The sequence below is a fragment of the Rothia sp. L_38 genome, from assembly GCF_050689125.1.
GTDB lineage: Bacteria > Actinomycetota > Actinomycetes > Actinomycetales > Micrococcaceae > Rothia.
Map to the genome: position 1 here is coordinate 151623 of NZ_JBOEQD010000005.1, position 18893 is coordinate 170515.

Consider the following 18893-nt stretch of genomic DNA (forward strand, 5'->3'; position numbering starts at 1 on the left):
TACATGAGGTAGTTCACTTTCGCCAAGCTGTGGCCGCATCTATTTGCGGTATTTTTTTCGCCCCTGTGGTTTTGTGGGTTTTTCGGGGTTTTTGGGTGCGCTCTTGTGTTGGCATGTACCTGCTTGTGTGGTTCTTGGGGTGCGCGGACGCCCGCGGTGGAGGAGCGGGGTTCTTTCAGCTTTCTTTGTGTGGTCAGACCGTTAGATTATTTGCATAAGAAAATATGCCCTATTTAAAGTATCGAAACACCGACCCCATCGTGTTAAATGAGGGAGTAGGAAAAGAATCTAACAGGCACCCCGCCCGCCCTTCCTCTCCCACCCGGCCACCGGCGTCCGCGCCCCTGAACCGGTGAGGAAAACGCGGGCTACCCATGCCGCACAGAAGAAGAGAGAACCAACATGCGTGTCGCACTGTTTTCAACGTGCATCGTCGACGCAATGTACCCCAAGGTAGCTAAGGCTACCGTTGACATCCTGGAGCGTCTCGGCCACGAGGTCGTCTTCCCGCAGGGCCAGACCTGCTGCTCCCAGATGCACGTCAACTCGGGCTACTTCGACGACGCCTACCCCATCGTCAAAACCCACGTACAGGCCTTTGAAGAATGGGACTTCGACGCAATCGTTGCGCCCTCAGGCTCCTGCGTCGCCTCCCTCGGTCACCAGCAGCCCATGATTGCAGAGCGAGCAGGCGACGACGCCACTGCCCGCGCTGCCGCCTCACTGGCTGCCCGCTCCTTCGAGCTCTCCCAGTTCCTCATCGACGTCTGCGGCATCACCAACGCAGCAGAACAGCTGGGCTCCTACTTCCCCGAGAAGGTCACCTACCACTCATCCTGCCACGGTATGCGCCTGCTGGGTCTGGGCACCCGCCAGGAAGACCTGATCCGCACCGTTGAGGGTCTGGAATACACCCAGATTGACGGCCTTGACCAGTGCTGCGGCTTCGGTGGAACCTTCTCCTTTAAGAACGCAGACACCTCCGGCGCCATGGTTGCCGACAAGGTAGAGAACATTGAAGCAACCGGTGCATCGGTCTGCACCGGCGGCGACTCATCCTGCCTGATGAACATCGGCGGCGCTCTCTCCCGCAAGAACTCACCCGTACAGACCGTACACTTCGCCGAGATTCTTGCATCCACTAAGGAAAACCCGCTCAAGGTCACCGGCCCCGTAGCCGTTACCGCAGGAGGTAAGTAAAGCCATGTCAACCACCGCACTCGGCATGCCCAAGGTCCGCCACGGCGTCGGCAATATCTTCGAATTCGAGCCCTTCCCCGAATACGCAGAGAAGGAACTCCAGAACGAGCAGTTGCGCGCCAACCTGGGCTTTGCTACCCACAAGATTCGTAACAAGCGCGCCGCCGTTATCTCAGAACTGCCCGACTGGCAGGATCTGCGCACCGCAGGTTCCATGATCAAGCAGAAGGTCATGGCCAACCTTGACACCTACCTCGAAGAGTTCGAAAAGAACTTCACCGCCCGCGGCGGCCACGTACACTGGGCCCGCGACGCCCACGAGGCCAACGAAATCGCCCTCAAGCTGATTCAGGCTGAAGGCGTCACCGAGGTCAACAAGATTAAGTCAATGGCCACCGCCGAAACCGGCCTCAACGAGTTCCTTGAAGAGCACGGTATCTACGCTATTGAAACCGACCTGGCAGAAGAAATCGTCCAGCTGGGCGACAACGACCGCCCCTCCCACATCCTGGTGCCCGCAATTCACCGCAACCGTACCGAGATCCGCGACATCTTCCTTAAGAAGATTGAGGGCGTCAACCCCAACCTCACCAACGACCCGGCAGAGCTGGCAGAAGCCTCCCGCTTCCGCCTGCGTGAGAAGTTCCTGACCAACAAGGTCGCCATCTCAGGCGTCAACTTCGGCATCGCCGAAACCGGCACCATGACCATCGTTGAATCTGAGGGTAACGGCCGTATGTGCCTGACCCTGCCCGATACCCTGATTACCTTCATGGGCATCGAAAAGCTGCTGCCGACCCTGCAGGACCTCGAGGTCTTCACCCAGCTGCTGCCCCGTTCATCCACCGGTGAGCGTATGAACCCCTACACCTCCATGTGGACCGGTGTGACCCCCGGCGACGGCCCCCAGAACCTGCACGTCATCCTGATGGACAACGGCCGTACCGCAGCTCTGGCTGACCAGGTCGGACGTCAGGCCCTGCACTGCATCCGTTGCTCTGCTTGCATGAACGTCTGCCCCGTCTACGAACGCGCAGGCGGCCACGCCTACGGCTCCACCTACCCCGGTCCCATCGGTGCGATTCTCTCACCCCAGCTCGGCGGTATCGAGAACCAGTACAACTCCACCCTGCCCTACGCATCCTCCCTCTGCGGCGCCTGCTACGAGGCCTGCCCCGTGAAGATCAACATCCCCGATGTGCTGGTTCACCTGCGTGGCAAGGCCGTTGACCACGAGAAGGCCCAGGGCGAGTTCGAAGGTGGCAAGAAGGAGCGCCACGTGCAGATGGACGCCATGATGTTCGGCGCCAAGAAGCTCTTCAGCTCCGGCGCACTCATGGCCCTGGCCACCAAGGGTCTGCCCGCCTCCAAGCTGATTACCGGCAAGAAGGGCAAGATCACCAAGCTGCCCGGCATCGTCGGTGGTTGGACCGAATACCGCGATATCCCGGCACCCCCCAAGACCTCCTTCCGCAACGAGTGGAAGAAGGAGCGCGGCTCCGCCCCCAAGCGTGTGGGGGGCGAACGCGTTGACCTGCAGGCCGTCATCGCCGCTAACCAGGCTAAGCTTGCCGAGGCCCACGCTAACGCCGAGACCGCTAACCCCATTGCCCCCAAGGAGGCCAACTAATGTCTGATGCAAAAGCAGAAATCCTGGGCCGCATCCGCGCCTCCCTCTGGGATAACCCCCAGCCGGCTGAGCCCGTCCGCGCCTACCGCCGTGAAAGCGACAAGGGCAGCGAGGAAATCATCGAGATGCTGGTTGACCGCCTGATTGACTACAAGGCTAACGTCTACCACGAAACCGAAGAGACCATCGCCGCCCGCGTGGGCGAGCTCCTGGGCAAGTCTTCCCGCTACGTGGTGCCCGCCGGCCTGAAGACCGAGTGGCTACCCGAAGACACCGCCGCCCGCTCTCGCGTGGTGGACTCCGGCAACGCGAATAAGCCCGGCGCCCTGTCGGTGCGCGAACTCGATGCCATCGATGCTGTGGTCACATCTTCGACCGTCTCTTGCGCTGAAACCGGCACCATCGCCCTCAACAGCACCGAGACCGAAGGCCGCCGCGCCATCACCCTGGTGCCCGACCACCACATCTGCGTGGTTCCCGTGGACACCATCGTGGAGCTGATTCCCGAGACCGTGGCTCGTCTGAACTTCGACAAGCCCATCACCTGGATCTCAGGTCCCTCCGCAACCTCAGACATCGAGCTGATTCGCGTTGAGGGCGTACACGGCCCCCGTACCCTGGACGTCATCATTCTCAAGTAGGCTACATTAGCTCCTTGATACCAAAGGGCCCCCTTGCTTCAGCAAGGGGGCCCTTTGGTATCGGTGGGCAGTAGCAGCGTGAGGGCAATGCTAGGAATTTGGACGCTTGATGACGGGAATAGCGCCAGTTGCCGCCCGCACCGCGGCGGCCCGTTCTAGCTTCTTAGCGCTACGACGCTGCCGCGAGCTTGAGCCACCATTGTCACCTGAGCTGCTACCGGCGTCCTTGCGCCCCACCGCCCCAAGGGCCGAAGCCCAGAGGGGAAAGAGCAGGATGGTCAGCGCCCCACCTGCAACCAGCAGGGAGGCGTGCTGTTCGCTGAGCAGGTCATTCGCTAAAGCAACCTCGGTCACCGCCACAATAATGGGCAGACCTGCCGCCGAGTAGAGCCCCAGCTGCAGCTTCTCCTGGGTGGTGGTCAGCGCTGAGCCGGTGTCGAAGAAGTGCTCGGCAGCTACCACGGGCAGGCCACGCACCAGCAGAATACCGAGCACAATCCCAGCGAGCAGAAGCGGTTGCTCCCAGACCACCGAGACCTTAATACCCATACCTGAGCTGACAAAGAAGAGGGGAATAAGGAAGGAGAATCCAAGGGCCTCAAGGCGCTTAGAGAAGGGCTCAAAGGCGCCCTCGGGGGTGAGAGAGCGCAGGATGATACCGGCGGCAAAGGCCCCCAGCACCACATCGAGCTCAAAGACCGCGGCAACCATCATGAGGGTGGCCAGCAGGAACATGGCCAGGCGGAGCATAGTCTGGCTGGTGGTATTAGCTTCAGCTGCCATCGTGCGGCGCAGGCCAGGAATGTGCTCAAAGAGGCGGTGGGGCACAATCGCTGAAATCACCGCGATCACCATAAAAGCTAGCAGAATCATGACCGCTACCCAGGGGGCATGCGATGAGAGCAGTAGTGACATGGCGAAGATGGGGAAGAGCTCACCGATAGCCCCGTGCACCATCACCCCGTCGCCCACCTTTGTGCCTGATTTTCCGTGGCTCTTGAGCAGGGGTAGGAGTGTGCCCAGGGCAGTAGAACTCAGAGCAATACCAATGACGGCGTAGGTAGAGAAAGAGCCCGAAAACTGAGAGAGGCCCATGGCCAGAAGCAGGCCCAGGGTGAAGCTCACCAGCCAGGACCCCGCAGCAAAAGCCCCCTGGCGTCCGCGCAGGGCACCGGTATTAATCTCGTATCCGGCGAGCAAAAAGAGCAGACCCAGCCCCAGATCCTTCACCAGGGCAACCCCGCCGTCGGTGCTAGCAAAGCCCAGCACTTCAGGCCCGATCAGCACACCGAAGATCAGCAGGAAGACAACGTCTGGAATTTTCTTCTGCACCAGGGCGGAGGCCAGCGGCGCCAGTAGGGCCGCGGCGGCTATCCAGAAGATAGAAATATATTCACTGGTTGCTGACGAGCCAGCGGCCAGCAGGACGGCATCGGTAGGGGAAGTGCTCATAGTAGCTTTCGTCAGGTGGGAAGCAACCCCTCTAGTGTGCCATGCCTTAGGTGCCCTGTGCAGGGAGCTGGGCAGTGTTAGGCTAAAGCAGGTATGGAGTGAGGAGTGTTGCGTGACCGACCTAAAGGCCGCTGGCCGCGTTATCGGTATTGATTTGGCCCGTTGTGCTGCCCTGATCAGTATGTTTATTGCCCACGGAGCCCCCGGCGGCGGCCCCGGCGGTGTGCTCAACCTCAGCGAATTCCTCACCGCCCCGCTCTTTGCTTTCCTGCTGGGCGCAGGCGCCTTCTTCTCGTCTCAAAGAATGAGCTTTCCGGCCCTCTTTGCCTCATCGGTTGTGCGGGCTATCGTGTTAGTTGCTGTGGGTCTCTACATCGGTACCTGGGGTGCCCAGGTCGATATTGTCTTGGAATATCTAGGTCTTTTGAGTTTGCTCATGGCTCCCCTGGTCTTCCTGCCCTCCTGGGCTCTAGCGGCTCTGGCCGTGGGCACCTGGTGGTTTGCGGCGTCCGCTCGTACCTACTTTCAACCCCATGCTATCCAGGCGTCTTTGGACGGTAGCTATGCTGCCTACCTCTACGAGTGGATGTTCACCGGCCATAACTATCAGGTCTTCACCCTGCTCACCTACGCCTGCGTGGGGGCTGTGATTGCTTCCCTGATTGAGCGCTGGGGCGTGTGGGGCGATGTGGCTCTGGCCCTGTTAGGTAGCCTGGCAACCGGTGCCCTCTTCTGGTACTCCCGCTTTGCTGTGGCTGAGTTCGTTCCCTATACCTCAAGCCGCCTAGAAATTGCTTTTAGCCTGGCAGCCTGCCTAGCGACCGTTGGCTGGTGCTGCCTGCTGGCGCGGGCGGTGGCAGGACGCGAACACCTGGCCGGGGTGCCGGTAGCGGCTGGGCGCATGACCCTCTCCCTCTACGTGCTCCAGATAGCTGTGCTGGCTCTCTATTCCACCTATGCTCCGACCTACGGCCTGCCTGCCTCTGATAACTCCTGGGCCATGATGTTCGGCCTGATTCTGGGTGCCCTGCTCTTTGCCTGGGTCTGGCAGCGCCTGCTCGGTCAGACCTTCTTGCGGCGCGGCCCGCTTGAGACCCCCTTAGCCTGGATCTCTGGCAGGGGCTAGACTCTCAGTATGCATACTTCTTCTTCGGAAACCGGCTCTATCAAGGCCGGGTCCTCTTCACGCACCTGGGTGCGGGTTGCTCTTGCCGTCCTATTGACCCTTACCTGGCTCGCTGTGGCGGGTATTGGCGGGCCCTACTTCGGAAAAATCTCCGAGGTCTCAACCAACTCCCAGACTGACTTTCTGCCCGCCTCCGCTGAATCCACCCAGGTGGTAGAGCAGCAGGGCGACTTTCTGGGCACCGACGCGGTGCCCGCGATTCTTGTCTTTGAAGCTGACGGTTCCCTCACCGATGCCCACCGCACCTACCTAGAGGGGCTCACCGGCCAGCTGGCGGCGTCCGGCACTTTCACCGGTGAAAGCTCGCCCGTCATTTACTCAGAGGACGGTCGGGCAGCGGAGCTCATTCTGCCCATCTCCACCGCCGATGAGACCCGAGATGTCGTTGATGGAATCCGCGCCGAGATAACCCAGGCTCCCGACGGCCTCACCGGCTACGTGACCGGCCCGGCTGGCTTCTCGGCCGACCTGGTTGAGGCATTTGGCGGTATCGACGGCATCCTGCTGGCAGTTGCCCTGATTGTGGTCTTCGTGATTCTGCTGGTGGTCTACCGCTCACCCCTGCTGCCCATCATCGTGCTGTTGAGCTCCATGGTTGCTCTCTCTGGCGCTATCTTCGTTATCTGGCACATGGCCAATGCAGGCTGGGTCATGATCAACGGCCAGGTGCAGGGTATTCTGCTGATTCTGGTGGTGGGCGCTGCCACCGACTACTCCCTGCTCTATGTAGCTCGCTACCGTGAGGCGCTGACCCAGTACACCTCCCGCTGGGAGGCAACCCGCGCTGCCTGGCGCGGCTCCCTCGAACCGATTCTGGCCTCCGGCGGCACGGTGATTGCGGGTCTGCTGTGCCTGCTACTCTCTGAGCTGTCGTCGAACAAGGCCCTGGGGCCTGTGGCGGCTACCGGCATTGTGCTATCCATGCTGGCCTCGCTGACCTTCCTGCCCGCCGTCCTAGCTCTGCTGGGCAGGGTAGCCTTCTGGCCTGCCCGCCCCCGCTATTCCGCTGAGGTTAAGGACGCCTCAGCCGGCTTCTGGGCAAAAATTGCGGCTTTCGTGTCGGGCAAGCCCCGCGCAGTCTGGCTGGTCACGGCTCTGGTGCTGGCTATCTTCGCCGGCTTTTCTGCGACTTTCCAGGCCAACGGGGTGCGCCAATCTGACCTGGTGCTGGGGCAGTCCCAGGCACGGGACGGCCAGAATGTGCTAGCTGAACACTTCCCCGGTGGCTCAGGCTCCCCGGCAAACGTGATTGTGCCTGCTGCCGAGCAAGACGCTGCGGTGGCTGCCCTTGACGGGCTCGACGGGGTGAGCTCCATTGCAGCGGTCGCCCAGGAGTCACCCGCTGGTACTGTGCCGGTGGGTGCTTCTGCTGAGTCCGTGCCGCCGGTTTTTGCCGCTGTTACTCCCACCGAGGTGGACGGCCGAGTCATGCTCCAGGTGACCCTGGCTGACCCCGCCGACTCACCGCAGGCAGAAGAGACCGTGCGCCAGATGCGCGAGAGCCTTGCCAGCGCAGCTCCCGGCTCGCTGGTTGGCGGGACGACCGCGTCCGCCCTCGATACCATCGATAGCGCCCAGCGCGACCGTACCCTCATCATCCCGGTGGTGCTTGTTGTTATCGCCCTGATTCTGATGGTTCTGCTGCGCTCAATTCTGGCCCCGCTGATGCTGGTGGCTGCCACGGTGCTGTCGTACCTCACTGCCCTGGGCGTTTCGGCCCTGGTCTTCAACCATGTGTTCAACTTCCCCGGGGCTGACCCCACCGTGCCCCTCTACGGGTTTGTCTTCCTGGTCGCTCTGGGGATCGACTACACCATCTTCTTGATGACCCGTGTACGAGAAGAAGCCCTGCATCAGGGGACCGAACAGGGCCTACGAACGGCACTGATTGCAACGGGTGGCGTGATTACCTCAGCCGGTATCGTGCTTGCGGCAACCTTCGCCGCCCTGGGCGTCATCCCGCTGATTTTCCTGGCCCAGCTTGCCTTCATTGTGGCCTTCGGCGTGCTGCTCGACGCCACCGTAGTGCGAGCCCTGCTGATACCCGCCCTCGTGGAAGATATCGGCAAGAAAATCTGGTGGCCCTCGAAGCTCTCCCGCTGAATCTAGCTCGCTGAGCCGAACTGCTGAAACCCATGCAAAAGGGCCTCCCTGTGTGCCAGGGAGGCCCCAATTTTTTGAGTTCAGGTGATTAGTCGGCCAGGAACTTCAGGTAGTCAGCAACGAACTGATCAACGTTCTTCTGCTGCTCTTCGTCCAGTTCTAGCTTGCCGGTGCCCCAGGCCTCACCGGGGATGCGGACGCCTAGGCCCTCGCCCTCCATCAGGTCGGCTCGAACGTAGGGGACCAGGCTACGCAGGTGCTCGCGCACGAACTTACCGTAGGTTGAGTTGGCGACCGAGGCAACGCCGACCTTCTTGCCGTTCAGTACGGTGGGGGTGGTGTTATCGCCCGCGATGACGGCGCGTGGAGCCCAGTCAATCAGGTTCTTTAGGCGGGCAGGGTAGGAGCCGTTGTATTCGGGGGAGACCAGAATCAGGCCGGCCGCATTAGCAATATCGGCGCGTAGCTTTTCGACGGAGGCCGGGGCCGGGAACTCGGAGTTCTGGCTGAGCAGGGGAACTGCCGAGAAATCGTAGACCTCAGCGCGCTGGCCCTCATTTTCTAGGGCTTCTACGAGCTGCTCGGCGAGCTGGGTGTTGAAGGAACCGTCGCGGTCTGAGCCGGAGATAACGAGAATTTTCTGTGACACGGGTCGTCCTTTCACTTCTGCATTTTTCTTCAGCTTACACCCAATAAACTTTACAATGCAAGTATTATGACGCTGTGTGACCCTATGGGGGGTAAAAGCGGGCAACAAAAAACCGCCCCCGGCTAGATCCAGGGGCGGTTATGCTTGGTCGGGATGACAGGATTTGAACCTGCGGCCTCGTCGTCCCGAACGACGCGCGCTACCAAGCTGCGCCACATCCCGATTGTTGCGTATAACAACCTCTCAAGTATAGCGCGGCGGTCTTAAGCCTGCCAAATCACCGGGTTTCTAGCCCTCGGTGCTGTTGTTCTCTTCCCAGGCCCGGGCCATGGCGGCAAAGCGTCCGCCGGCCTCGACCAGGGCGGCGGGGGAGCCGTCCTCCACCACGCGCCCGTCCGACACCACCAGCACCCGGTCGGCGGTAAGCACCGTCGAGAGGCGGTGGGCAATTACCACGGAGGTGCGCCCGGCCAGCAGGGACTCCAGACCCCGCTGAACCAGTTTTTCGGTGGGAATGTCGAGAGAGGCGGTAGCTTCATCGAGAATCAGGACGGCCGGGTCGGCCAGGAAAGCGCGGGCAAAAGAGATGAGCTGACGCTGCCCGGCAGAAACCCGCCCGCCACGCTTTGACAGGTTGGTGCCAAAGCCCTGGGGCAGGCTCATGATGAAGTCGTAAGCCCCGACCTTTCGGGCTGCCTCAAAGACCTCTTCGTCGCTGGCGGCGGGGTTGCCCAGGCGGATGTTGTCAGCCACGGTGCCCTTGAAGAGATAGGCCTCCTGGGTGACCATGACGACCTCTCGTCGCAGTTGCTCATCGGAGAGGTCCCGCAGGTCTACCCCGTCGAGGGTGAGCTGCCCGTGGGTGACATCGTAGAAGCGGGCAATGAGTTTGGCGATGGTTGATTTACCGGCGCCGGTTTCGCCCACCAGGGCTAGGCGCTGCCCGGCAGGGATGTCGAGATTCAGACGGTGCAGGGTGGGGCGTCCTTCGACGTACTCAAACTCAACCTCGTCAAAGACCAGGTGGCCGCTTGCGGGAGCGGTTCGGCGGGCCGGACGCTCGGGCTCGGCTACCTCGGGCTCTTCGGCGAGGAAACCCGACACCTTTTCCAGAGCCGAGACAGCCGACTGGAACATGTTGTAGTAGTCCGAGAGCATGAAGATAGGTTCAAAGACCCGGTTGGCGTAGATGACCAGGGCTAGCAGGGTGCCTGCCTGCATGGACCCGCCCAAAATGGAGTAGCCGCCGATGACGAGCACAATGGCAACAAAGGTGTTGCCCAGGGCCTGAAGGGCTGGCATGTAGGTGCCGTGCACCTTGATGGACTGCATGACGCGCACCCGGTAGTCCTCGGCGGCGTCCGCGTAGGCTGCGCGCGAGCTTGCCTCGGCGCGGAAGGCCTTGACGGCGCGTAGGCCGGTGAAGGTCTCGGCAAAGCGGGAGATGATGCGGGCGGACGCCACCCGCTGGGCTCGGTAGGCCAGCTCAGATTCGCGGCGGAACCAGGCGGTGAGCCAGGCGACGGGCAGCATCATGACCAGCAAGGCCAGGCCTGCCCGCCAGTCCATCAGGCAAAGAGCAACCACGGTAAAAGAGATAGAGAGCAGCATGGCTGCTAGCTCGGAGAGACCGGAGTCAAGGAACTGGCGAATCGTATCGAGGTCGCTGGTCAGGCGGGAAATGACCCGACCTGAGGTGTAGGTGTCATGAAAGCCCACAGACAGTTTCTGGGCGTGCTCAAACATGCGCTGGCGCAGGTCGAAAAGCACTTTCTGGGAAATCTTATAGGTGAGCAGAATGTTGGTGTAGGTGGCTAAGCCCGCGATCAAAGCAGCCGCTACGTAGAGGGCAGCTAGGGTGATGGCGTAGCTGCTGTCCCCGGCGAGAAGAGGCTCCAGGGCATCGTTAATGGCCGTGGAAATCAGCCAGGGCATGGCGGTGGTCAGGGCGGTTGCCAGAATGACCAGGAAGAGAGTGAAGAGTAAATGACCCCGCACCGGCCGTAGGACATCAAGCAGAAGGGCAACCGAGCGCTGCCGTACCATCTTGGCCTCTTCGCGGCTGAGGGTGATCCTGTCTTCGGCATCGGAAATCTTGTGTGCTGCCACGGTGCTAGCCCTCCTCGCTCTCGTGGGCCGGAGCCCCGGCGTCCTGCCCTGCGGTAGGCAGAGTGGTGTCAGTGCTCATGAGATCGCGGTAGACAGGGTCGTCCAGAAGCTCTGTATGGGTGCCCACCGCTGCCACCTGCCCCTGCTGCAAGAGCACAACCCTGTCGGCCAGGGCCACTGTGGAGGGCCGGTGGGCGGTGAGCAGGGTGGTGGTTTCGGTCAGCTCCTGTTTGAGTAGGCCCACCACCTTTTCTTCGGTCGTCACATCGAGGGCAGAGAGCGGATCATCGAGCAGGAGGACGGCCGGGCTCGCGGCGATAGCGCGCGCTAGCGAGAGACGCTGGCGCTGGCCACCAGATAGGCTCATACCTTCTTCACCGATGACGGTATCGATTCCCTCAGGGAGCTGGTACACATAGTCAGCGGCAGCCACGGTCAGGGCGCGGGTCAGAATGGCTTCTTCCTCAGCCAGGGTGAGTTCGCTGCGGTCTAGACCCAGCAGGACGTTATCGCGCACGCTCGCCGAAAACAGCAGGGGGTCTTCAAAGGCAATTGCCACCTGGGAACGCAGTTCAGGCAGGGGAAGGGCGGCGATATCGCGACCGTTCAGGCTGATGCTGCCCGCGGTCGGCTCATAGAGCCTCTGCACCAGCTGAAGCACAGTAGACTTACCCGACCCGGTCGAACCGACCAGGGCAATAATCTCCCCCGGGTGCACCTGAAGAGTAAAGCCGGTGAGCACCTGCTGCTCCTGCTCCCCGTAGCTGAAGGTGACGTCCTTAAAATCGAGGCGGGCAGCTGCCGCTTCGGGGCGCTCGCGGTGGGCAGGCAGAATGTCGATATCTTCACCGGCCTCGCCCACCATGACCTGGCGGTGGCGGTCCATCGAAACACTCGATGCCAGATACATGGAAATCAGCATGCCCGAGCGCTCCACCTGGGTAAACAGGATGGTGGCGGTTGCGAAATAGCTGGTGAGGGCACCGACGGTCATGACGTCCGTACTGACCAGGTGCAGGCCCCAGAGGAGAGCCAGGCAGAGGGAGGCTCCGCTAATGAGGGTGGTCTGCATACGGACCCGCCCCATGGCCCGGCCTCGCGCAACTTCAAGGTCTAGTAGTTCTTGGGCTTCTTGGCGGAACCCGGCCAGGGCATGCGGGCCTCGCCCTAGCGCCTTGAGCACGCGTAAGCCCTGCACCGATTCTTCGACGGTTGTTGCCAGGTCACCGGTACGTTCTTGGGCCTTGCGGGTCAGGGTGCGGAAGGTCAGTACAAACCGCCAGACGCAGAAGAGGGTCAGCGGCATGCTGGCCAGGAAGACCAGCCCCAGCTGCCAGGAGCCGGTAAACATGTAGAAACTACCGACGGTTACCTGGACGGCTACGGTAATGATTTGGATCAGGCCGAAGGCGGTCCAGCGGCGGATAGTGCCCAAATCACTCATGGCACGGGTCAGGAGTTGGCCCGAGGGCCAGCGGTCGTGGAAGGCCACGGGGGAGCGCAGTAGACGGTCGAAGAGGTCGATGCGCATGGTGTTTTCTACCGTGCTGGCGGGTTCAATAACCAGCTGCCTACGCAGGAAGAAAAGGGCAGATTGGGCTAGACCCAGCGCAAAGACCAGGGCGCCGCCTGCCCAGACCGCTCCTACGGTGGGCTGGTCGGTCAGCATGGCATCGACAATCCAGCCCAGCACCTGGGGGATGGAGATAGCGATAATGGCTGCGGTGAGTGCTACGAAAAGCCCGCAGACCCAGCGCGCGCGAATAGGACGGGAGTACTGCCAGAGGGTGATGTCCTGCTCTGTGCGGGCACCGTAGGGCACAGGGGGAGGCGTGGGTATGGGGGAGACGCGCAGTAGTCGAGAAGCCATAGTAATCTATCTTACATTTGCATTCCTGCAAAAACCAGATAGGTTACCGGGCCGTCAGCGTCACCAGTACAGCCTCGGGTGGGCAGAAGAGTCGCACCTGGGCATAGCGTGAGGTGCCCAGGCCAGCCGTTACCTGCACAGGTACGTCCCCCTGGTAGGAGAGGCCCTTAGCCCGGGCCGGGGGTAGGTCACAGTTGGACACTAGGGCCCGCCCACCCGGGAGGCACACCTGCCCACCGTGGGTGTGGCCCGCGAAGATAGCCTGGGCGCCGTCGTCCGCAAACCGGTCCAGGGTGCGCAGGTAGGGGGCGTGGCAGACACCCAGGCGGACGCTCGGGCCCGGCTCCGCGCTGAAAGCTGTGGGGGAGAAACCGGGGTGGCGGTCGTACTCCAGGTGGGGGTCGTCCACCCCGGAGAATTCTAGGCGCAGCCCTCCGAGGGTGAGCGTCTCATAGCGGTTAATCAGCCCTACCCAGCCGCGGGCATCGAAGGCATCGTGCATTACCTGGGTGGGGAGTACCGCGCGGGTTTGGTCGTTGGCCTCGTCCCCGGTGTTCTTCTTCCAGAGGTAGCGGGCCGGGTTTTTGGGCACCGGGGCAAAGTAGCAGTTAGAGCCGGGCACATAGACACCCGGGAAATCCAGCAGGGGGTCCAGGGCCTCTAGTAGGGCGGGAAGGCCATCGAGATGGGAGAGGTTATCGCCGGTATTGATGACCAGGTCAGGCTCTAGCTCGGCTAGAGAATGCATAAAGGCGGTTTTCTGGGCCTGCCCCGGAATCATATGCATATCCGAGATATGCAGAATCTTAAAATCGGGGCTACCTGCCGGCAGAATCGGCAGGGTTTCCCGGCGCACCTGGAAGTTATTGAGCTCAATAAAGTGGGCATAAGCGGCCGTGGCGGCCCCAGCTACGGCACCCGCTGCCAGAACCCCTGAAAGGGTCTGAGCCAGGGTGCCAGCTGAAGCCGCCACGCCACGAGAATTCTGAGAATTCAAGGGAGTCCTTACTGGTTAGTACCAAGAACCGTGTTCGAGGGGGTATCGAACTTATCGGTGTTGTAGTTCTTAGCCTGGGCCTGCATGAACTTCTGCCACTGGGCAGCTGCGTAGGTGGCACCGTCCACGTAGTCCAGAACTCTACCGTTGATGGAAAGGCCGTTGAGAGGGCGAGAGGTGTTTTCCATGCTGCCCACCCATGATGCGGTGGAAAGGCCGCGCGTGTACCCTACGGTCCAGGTCTGGGCAGAGTTATCGGTGGTACCGGTTTTAGCGGCGGACGCATCGGTCAGGCCAATACCGCGCTGGTAACCCGAGCCGTCCACCAGAACCTGCTTGAGTACGTAGTTCACGCCGTTGGCAACGTCCTCTTCAAGTACGCGCTCACAGGTGGACTCATAGGTCTTGACCTCGGTATCGCCCTTACTGACCTTCTCCAGCGAAACAGGCTCGCAGTAGGTGCCGCCGCTGGCAAAAGTGGCGTAGGCCGAAGCCATAATCAGCGGGGTGGTACCATGGGGCCAACCACCCAGCAGGTAGGCGGGGCGGGTGATGGAATAGGGGTCTGCCCCGTTACCGTCGGTGATGCGGAGCTTGGCCCGTAGGTCGTTGAGGGCACAGGCATCGGTCACCGACGCCATCTTAATGGAGTAGGAGTTAATGGAGTTCTTCAGGCCGTAGGCCACGGTACCCCAGCTCTGGCTGCCGCCTTCAGAGTTGGTGAAGACGTAGCCATCAGCGTCTTCGGAGGTAACGAAGCCGCCCTCCTCGCATTTAGCAGGCCACTGGAAGCTCTTGGGGTAGCTGAGGGAAGTGCCATCAATGGTGGCGTTGACGCCCTTGCCGTCCTTAATCCACTGGGCCAGAATCACGGCCTTGAAGGTTGAACCGGGCTGGAAGCCTGCTGTACCACCGTGGGAGACACTCACGTTGAAGTTGAAGTAGTTATCCGCAAAGTCGCTTGTATCAGAGGGGCCGTAGCCGGAGTTCTGGGCCATGGCAATAATCTTGCCGGTGCCGGGAGCAACTGAAACGAGAGAGGCACTGACACGGTCGGGGTTGTTGGTGGAAGGCTGAGTGGCTTCAACCTGGGTCTTGGCGTCCTTCTGGGCGTCAGGGTCAATGGTGGTAATGATCTTGTAGCCGCCGCGGTAGAGGGCATTTTCACGGTCCTCTTCGGTGGCACCGAAGGTCTCATCACTCAGGAAATCAAATATTGCGTACCTACAGAAATGCGCAAAGTCGCCGGCGGTGGAGCAGCCCATGGGGGTGGTGTGAATGTCGAGAGTAATCTCTTCGTTGAGGGCGTCCGAGTATTCGTCCTCGGTAATCTTGCCGTCGCGGAGCATGGTGCCCAGAACTACATCGCGACGTTCCTTGGACAGTTCGGGGTTAACATCGGGGCGGTAGACGTTAGGTGAAACCACCATGCCTGCCAGAATCGCCGATTGGGAGATGCTGAGCTCTGATGCTGAAATGCCCCAATAGTAGTAGGCTGCGGCCTCTACACCGTAGTTGGAACCGCCCAGGTTGATGATGTTGAGGTAGCCCTCAAGAATCTGGTCCTTGGAGAGATTCTGCTCCATCGAGATGGCCAGCTTAATTTCCTTGATCTTATCAAGGTAGTCCTTATTAGCACCCAGGGTACTTGCCTCGGTGCCTGCCTGCTCAGCGGCATCAATCAGAAGGTTATTGACGTACTGCTGGGTCAGAGTAGAAGCACCCTGACGAGCTTCGGGGTTAATGACATTGTTGACCAAGGCGCGGGCAATACCCATGGGGGAAACCGCGCCGTGATCGTAGAAGTTACGGTCTTCAGACGAAAGAATTGCATCCTTCATGTGCTGGGAGATGTCATCCAGCGCCACATCGGTGCGGTTCTGAGCGTAGTAGGAGGCAAGCTCGGTTTTACCGTCATTCGCGTAGATAACAGACGGCTGCGAACGTGGGCCGTCGCTGAGGGTCGCGGGCAGACTCTTAAACCAGTTCATCGATGCATTAATAGATGCACTCAGTGCCGTTGTAGGGGGCACCATAATCAGCGCCGCAATAAAACCGGCAATGATGCTCAGCGCAATAAACTGAACAAGGTCGCCGGAGCTACGGCGCCTCTTTCGCACATTCTTTGAAGAAGCCATTGCATCAGTTTATCGGCTCAGGGCGAAAAACGCACCGGCGCGCATGTCACAGCCACCCAAGAAAAACCTGTGAGAGGTGTAAGAGTCGTCTTTTTAGCCCCGGTAGTCTAGGCTTGGTGCTATGGAAAAATGGGAATACGCAACAGTGCCCCTGATGATTCACGCAACCAAGCAGATCCTCGACAACTGGGGTGAAGACGGCTGGGAGCTCGTTACCGTGCTCCCCGGTGCCCCCGCCCCCAGCGGCGCCACCCCCGCCGGAAACATGGTTGCTCCCACTCAGGGCAATCCGATCGCCTACTTCAAGCGCAAGAAGGCTAGTAACTAAATACTCACACCAGAACCGGGTTCAGGCTGACCATAGCCACGAGCCCGGTTTTTGGCCCCTAGAAATATTGCTTTTCAAGAAGGTATACCGTGTCAAAGATTGAAGACCGCCTCAAAGAACTTGGCTATGACCTGCCCGAGCTGGCAGCCCCGGTAGCTGCCTACGTTCCTGCCGTCACCAGCGGTAACTACGTCTACACCTCGGGCCAGCTGCCTTTCGTTAAGGGCGAGCTGCCCGCCACCGGCAAGGTCTCAGATTCCGGCGCCGAAGGCTTTGTAGACCCCGAAACCGCGCAGAAACTGGCTAGCCTCTCAGCCCTGAACGCCCTGGCTGCCGTCAAGTCCGTCATCGGCGATCTTGACCGCGTCACCCGCGTGGTCAAGGTGGTCGGCTTCGTCTCATCAGACCCCTCCTTCACCGGCCAGCCCGCCGTCATCAACGGGGCCTCCCTGCTTCTGGGAGAGGTCTTTGGCGAGGCAGGCGTGCACGCCCGCTCAGCCGTTGGCGTGCCGGTACTACCGCTGGACTCCCCGGTAGAAGTTGACATCATCGTGGAATATGCCTAGCCAACCCATGTATACCGGCGCCCTCAAGCGGGTGCCGCCGCCGGCGTCCGCCCCCTATGTCTCGGCGGCGGCTCCGGCCCCCAAAACCCACCCCATCCCGTCAAGCCAGCAGGATTCCGCCCGCACCTGGCTCGATGAGGGGGACTGTACACCGCGTGCGGCCAAGCCCGCAGCCGCGGTCGTTTTTGTGCGCGACGGCGCTTCGGGGCCTGAAACCTTTATGACCTACCGGGTGAAATCCCCTATGGGCCGGGTTGCCTTCCCCGGCGGCCTGGGCGTGCCCGAGGACGCCGCCCCCATCGGCTGGGTGGGCCCCAGCGGTGAATACTGGGCCAAGGCCTTCAGCGAGGACGACCTGGGGGCAGCTAACGCTGCCGTAGTTACCGCGGTGCGTGAGCTCTTTGAAGAGACCGGCGTGCTCTTAGCCGGCAGCGGTGAGCTCTCGACTATTGAGCTCACTAGCGGGCACGAGTGTATGGCCTCACGTCTTGCTGTAGCTCAGCAGGATAAAACCTTTGCTGACTACCTGGAACGCCGCGGTCTTAAAATCCGTGCCGACCTGCTCAAGCCCCTAGCCCGCTGGCAGTCACCGGGCTTCTTCCACAAGCGCTACGACATTCACTATTTCACCTGCGCGGTGCCGGTGGGGCAGAACCCCTCCCTGCTCGCCGGGAAGGGTATCTGGGGGCGCTGGGTCAGCGTGCGTGAGTTGATTGCCCACCCCATGAGCGTGGAACTCGGTAACGAAATTGGGCAGGACGACACCATCGGGGTGCCCTTCCAGGAGCTGGTGACCCCCGGCGTCATGTACCTGCTGGAACAGCTCGCTGCGGCCTCTGGGGCGGTTGCCTTCCTGGCTAAGCGACGCCAGGTTTCCCTCTACCTGCCCGAGGTTAAGCAGGACGCCGCCGGCACTTGCTACCTGGCGGTGCAGGAGAAAAAGGTTTAGTCGTGCCCCTCAAGCATCAGGCCCCCAGCCCAGTACCCATCTCGTCCTCACAGAGACTTACCAGATGGACGACCCTGGGGGCTTGTCTGCTACTGGTGGCTATTATCGGTGGCCGTTTGGGACTGGGCGCCTTGGGGCTACAACTTATCCCAGGGCTAGGCTTGGTCTGCCTGGGGCTCTCTTACCTGGCGGCCCTTACATTACTGGTGTGTGGCACCGCCTATATCCTTAAGAGCCTGGGAAAAATCCCCCAGCCAGATGGAGCTAGAAGCAGCACCCTGGTCTTGCTAACTACCTGGTTCGCTCAAGGTCTTCTGCTCTTGCTGGTAAGTGCTCTTGCCCTGATAATGACTTTTAGCTTCTTCATTGGTCTGGTCTTCAGCACCGGTTGGATCCGCTATGAAGATGAGGGGAAAACCTACTACCAGTTCCCCGTATGGCTAGACCGTGACCATTGCAGGGAGGCACAACAGGTCAACCTCATCTTTGCCCGGGACCTTGAGGGAACCTATGACTGTTGGCCCAACAGTAAGGACTCCGGGGGTGCCTCAACCCCACCGGGCAACCTGGGCGACGTCCAGGTGCTCGAGGAGGCCCCCACGTCCGTCCCCGAGCCCACCGACCAGCCCTACACTCCCGATCCGCTTACCCCGGTTGAGGCTGAAAACGTCACCGACATCGACGAGAGCGGAACCTTCGGCCTGGTTCTGGCCAACAGCAACGACATCTACGCCGCAACCTACACAGACCAGGGTCACTGGCTTATGGGCGGAAAAATCTCTACGGTTGGAGCCAAATCCCTAGAGCTCTGCGGTCACCAGCGCCTCAGTGAGACCGTTCTGGTCTACTGCCAAGCCCGTGCCGAAGGGGCCACACTGCTGACCAGCGCAGATAACGGGCTCACCTGGACTACCCACGAGCTAGACCCAGCCGCCTCCTACCTGTTAGAGGCCCACTACACTAACGGAACCTACACCCTTGAAGTTGGCTATCCGGCCTGGGTTCCCTCAAATAGCACCACCCTCATCACCTCATCCGACGGCCTCACCTGGCAGACCCGCTAACCACCGGCGTC

General features: G+C 60.9%; 15 protein-coding genes and 1 tRNA gene. 9 read left to right on the top strand and 7 right to left on the bottom strand.

All coding sequences use genetic code 11. The features are described from left to right. Positions 1-402: 402 nt before the first annotated feature. Genes ACRCJM_RS05450 through ACRCJM_RS05460 form a run of 3 tightly spaced genes read left to right on the top strand, consistent with a single transcriptional unit; the run spans position 403 to position 3471 of the window. The gene (locus ACRCJM_RS05450) at positions 403-1200 is read left to right on the top strand and encodes a (Fe-S)-binding protein (RefSeq protein WP_135012547.1); all 798 of its coding nucleotides are present in this window, start codon (positions 403-405) and stop codon (positions 1198-1200) included. Between the two features lie 4 nt (positions 1201-1204). Further along, positions 1205-2830, top strand: coding sequence for a LutB/LldF family L-lactate oxidation iron-sulfur protein (locus ACRCJM_RS05455; RefSeq protein WP_431464109.1), 1626 nt, complete (start codon positions 1205-1207; stop codon positions 2828-2830). Then, entirely contained in the window at positions 2830-3471 is a 642-nt protein-coding gene (locus ACRCJM_RS05460) for a LutC/YkgG family protein (protein WP_431464110.1), read from the top strand. Before ACRCJM_RS05455 ends, ACRCJM_RS05460 begins: the two co-directional genes overlap by 1 nt. 90 nt (positions 3472-3561) lie before the next feature. Here the strand turns inward: ACRCJM_RS05460 and ACRCJM_RS05465 are convergent, their stop codons facing one another. Continuing rightward, entirely contained in the window at positions 3562-4923 is a 1362-nt protein-coding gene (locus ACRCJM_RS05465; protein ID WP_431464111.1) for a cation:proton antiporter, read from the bottom strand. Positions 4924-5035: 112 nt separating this feature from the next. Between ACRCJM_RS05465 and ACRCJM_RS05470 the strand changes: the two genes are divergently transcribed. Together ACRCJM_RS05470 and ACRCJM_RS05475 are read left to right on the top strand one after the other, a co-directional pair. Continuing rightward, on the top strand, positions 5036-6049 hold the full coding sequence (locus tag ACRCJM_RS05470; protein WP_431464112.1) for an acyltransferase family protein: 1014 nt from the start codon (positions 5036-5038) through the stop codon (positions 6047-6049). Positions 6050-6058: 9 nt separating this feature from the next. Beyond that, the gene (locus tag ACRCJM_RS05475; protein WP_431464113.1) at positions 6059-8212 is read left to right on the top strand and encodes an MMPL family transporter; all 2154 of its coding nucleotides are present in this window, start codon (positions 6059-6061) and stop codon (positions 8210-8212) included. Positions 8213-8300: 88 nt separating this feature from the next. On the opposite strand, the gene ACRCJM_RS05480 is transcribed toward ACRCJM_RS05475, so the two are convergent. The 6 genes from ACRCJM_RS05480 to ACRCJM_RS05505 all read right to left on the bottom strand — a co-directional run bounded on the left by ACRCJM_RS05480 (position 8301) and on the right by ACRCJM_RS05505 (position 15975). Beyond that, positions 8301-8861, bottom strand: coding sequence for an NADPH-dependent FMN reductase (locus ACRCJM_RS05480; protein ID WP_431464114.1), 561 nt, complete (start codon positions 8859-8861; stop codon positions 8301-8303). 145 nt (positions 8862-9006) lie between these two features. Further along, positions 9007-9083 (bottom strand) — tRNA-Pro (locus ACRCJM_RS05485). 66 nt (positions 9084-9149) lie between these two features. Continuing rightward, positions 9150-10907 (bottom strand): ABC transporter ATP-binding protein, encoded by a 1758-nt coding sequence (locus ACRCJM_RS05490; RefSeq protein ID WP_431464145.1) that lies wholly within the window; start codon positions 10905-10907, stop codon positions 9150-9152. A gap of 67 nt (positions 10908-10974) precedes the next feature. Beyond that, entirely contained in the window at positions 10975-12840 is a 1866-nt protein-coding gene (locus tag ACRCJM_RS05495; protein ID WP_431464115.1) for an ABC transporter ATP-binding protein, read from the bottom strand. 43 nt (positions 12841-12883) lie between these two features. Beyond that, the gene (locus ACRCJM_RS05500) at positions 12884-13813 is read right to left on the bottom strand and encodes a metallophosphoesterase (protein ID WP_409348804.1); all 930 of its coding nucleotides are present in this window, start codon (positions 13811-13813) and stop codon (positions 12884-12886) included. A gap of 32 nt (positions 13814-13845) precedes the next feature. Next, positions 13846-15975 (bottom strand): transglycosylase domain-containing protein, encoded by a 2130-nt coding sequence (locus tag ACRCJM_RS05505; RefSeq protein WP_431464116.1) that lies wholly within the window; start codon positions 15973-15975, stop codon positions 13846-13848. 121 nt (positions 15976-16096) lie between these two features. Between ACRCJM_RS05505 and ACRCJM_RS05510 the strand changes: the two genes are divergently transcribed. The 4 genes from ACRCJM_RS05510 to ACRCJM_RS05525 all read left to right on the top strand — a co-directional run bounded on the left by ACRCJM_RS05510 (position 16097) and on the right by ACRCJM_RS05525 (position 18882). Further along, positions 16097-16303, top strand: a complete 207-nt coding sequence (locus ACRCJM_RS05510) for a DUF4177 domain-containing protein (RefSeq protein ID WP_185174154.1) — start codon at positions 16097-16099, stop codon at positions 16301-16303. Positions 16304-16392: 89 nt separating this feature from the next. Further along, positions 16393-16869: a RidA family protein gene (locus tag ACRCJM_RS05515; RefSeq protein ID WP_431464117.1), complete on the top strand. Its 477-nt coding sequence runs from the start codon at positions 16393-16395 to the stop codon at positions 16867-16869. After that, positions 16862-17818: an NUDIX hydrolase gene (locus ACRCJM_RS05520; RefSeq protein WP_431464118.1), complete on the top strand. Its 957-nt coding sequence runs from the start codon at positions 16862-16864 to the stop codon at positions 17816-17818. The genes ACRCJM_RS05515 and ACRCJM_RS05520 overlap by 8 nt, the downstream gene beginning before the upstream one ends. 2 nt (positions 17819-17820) lie before the next feature. Beyond that, positions 17821-18882: a hypothetical protein gene (locus ACRCJM_RS05525; RefSeq protein ID WP_431464119.1), complete on the top strand. Its 1062-nt coding sequence runs from the start codon at positions 17821-17823 to the stop codon at positions 18880-18882. Positions 18883-18893: the final 11 nt, after the last annotated feature.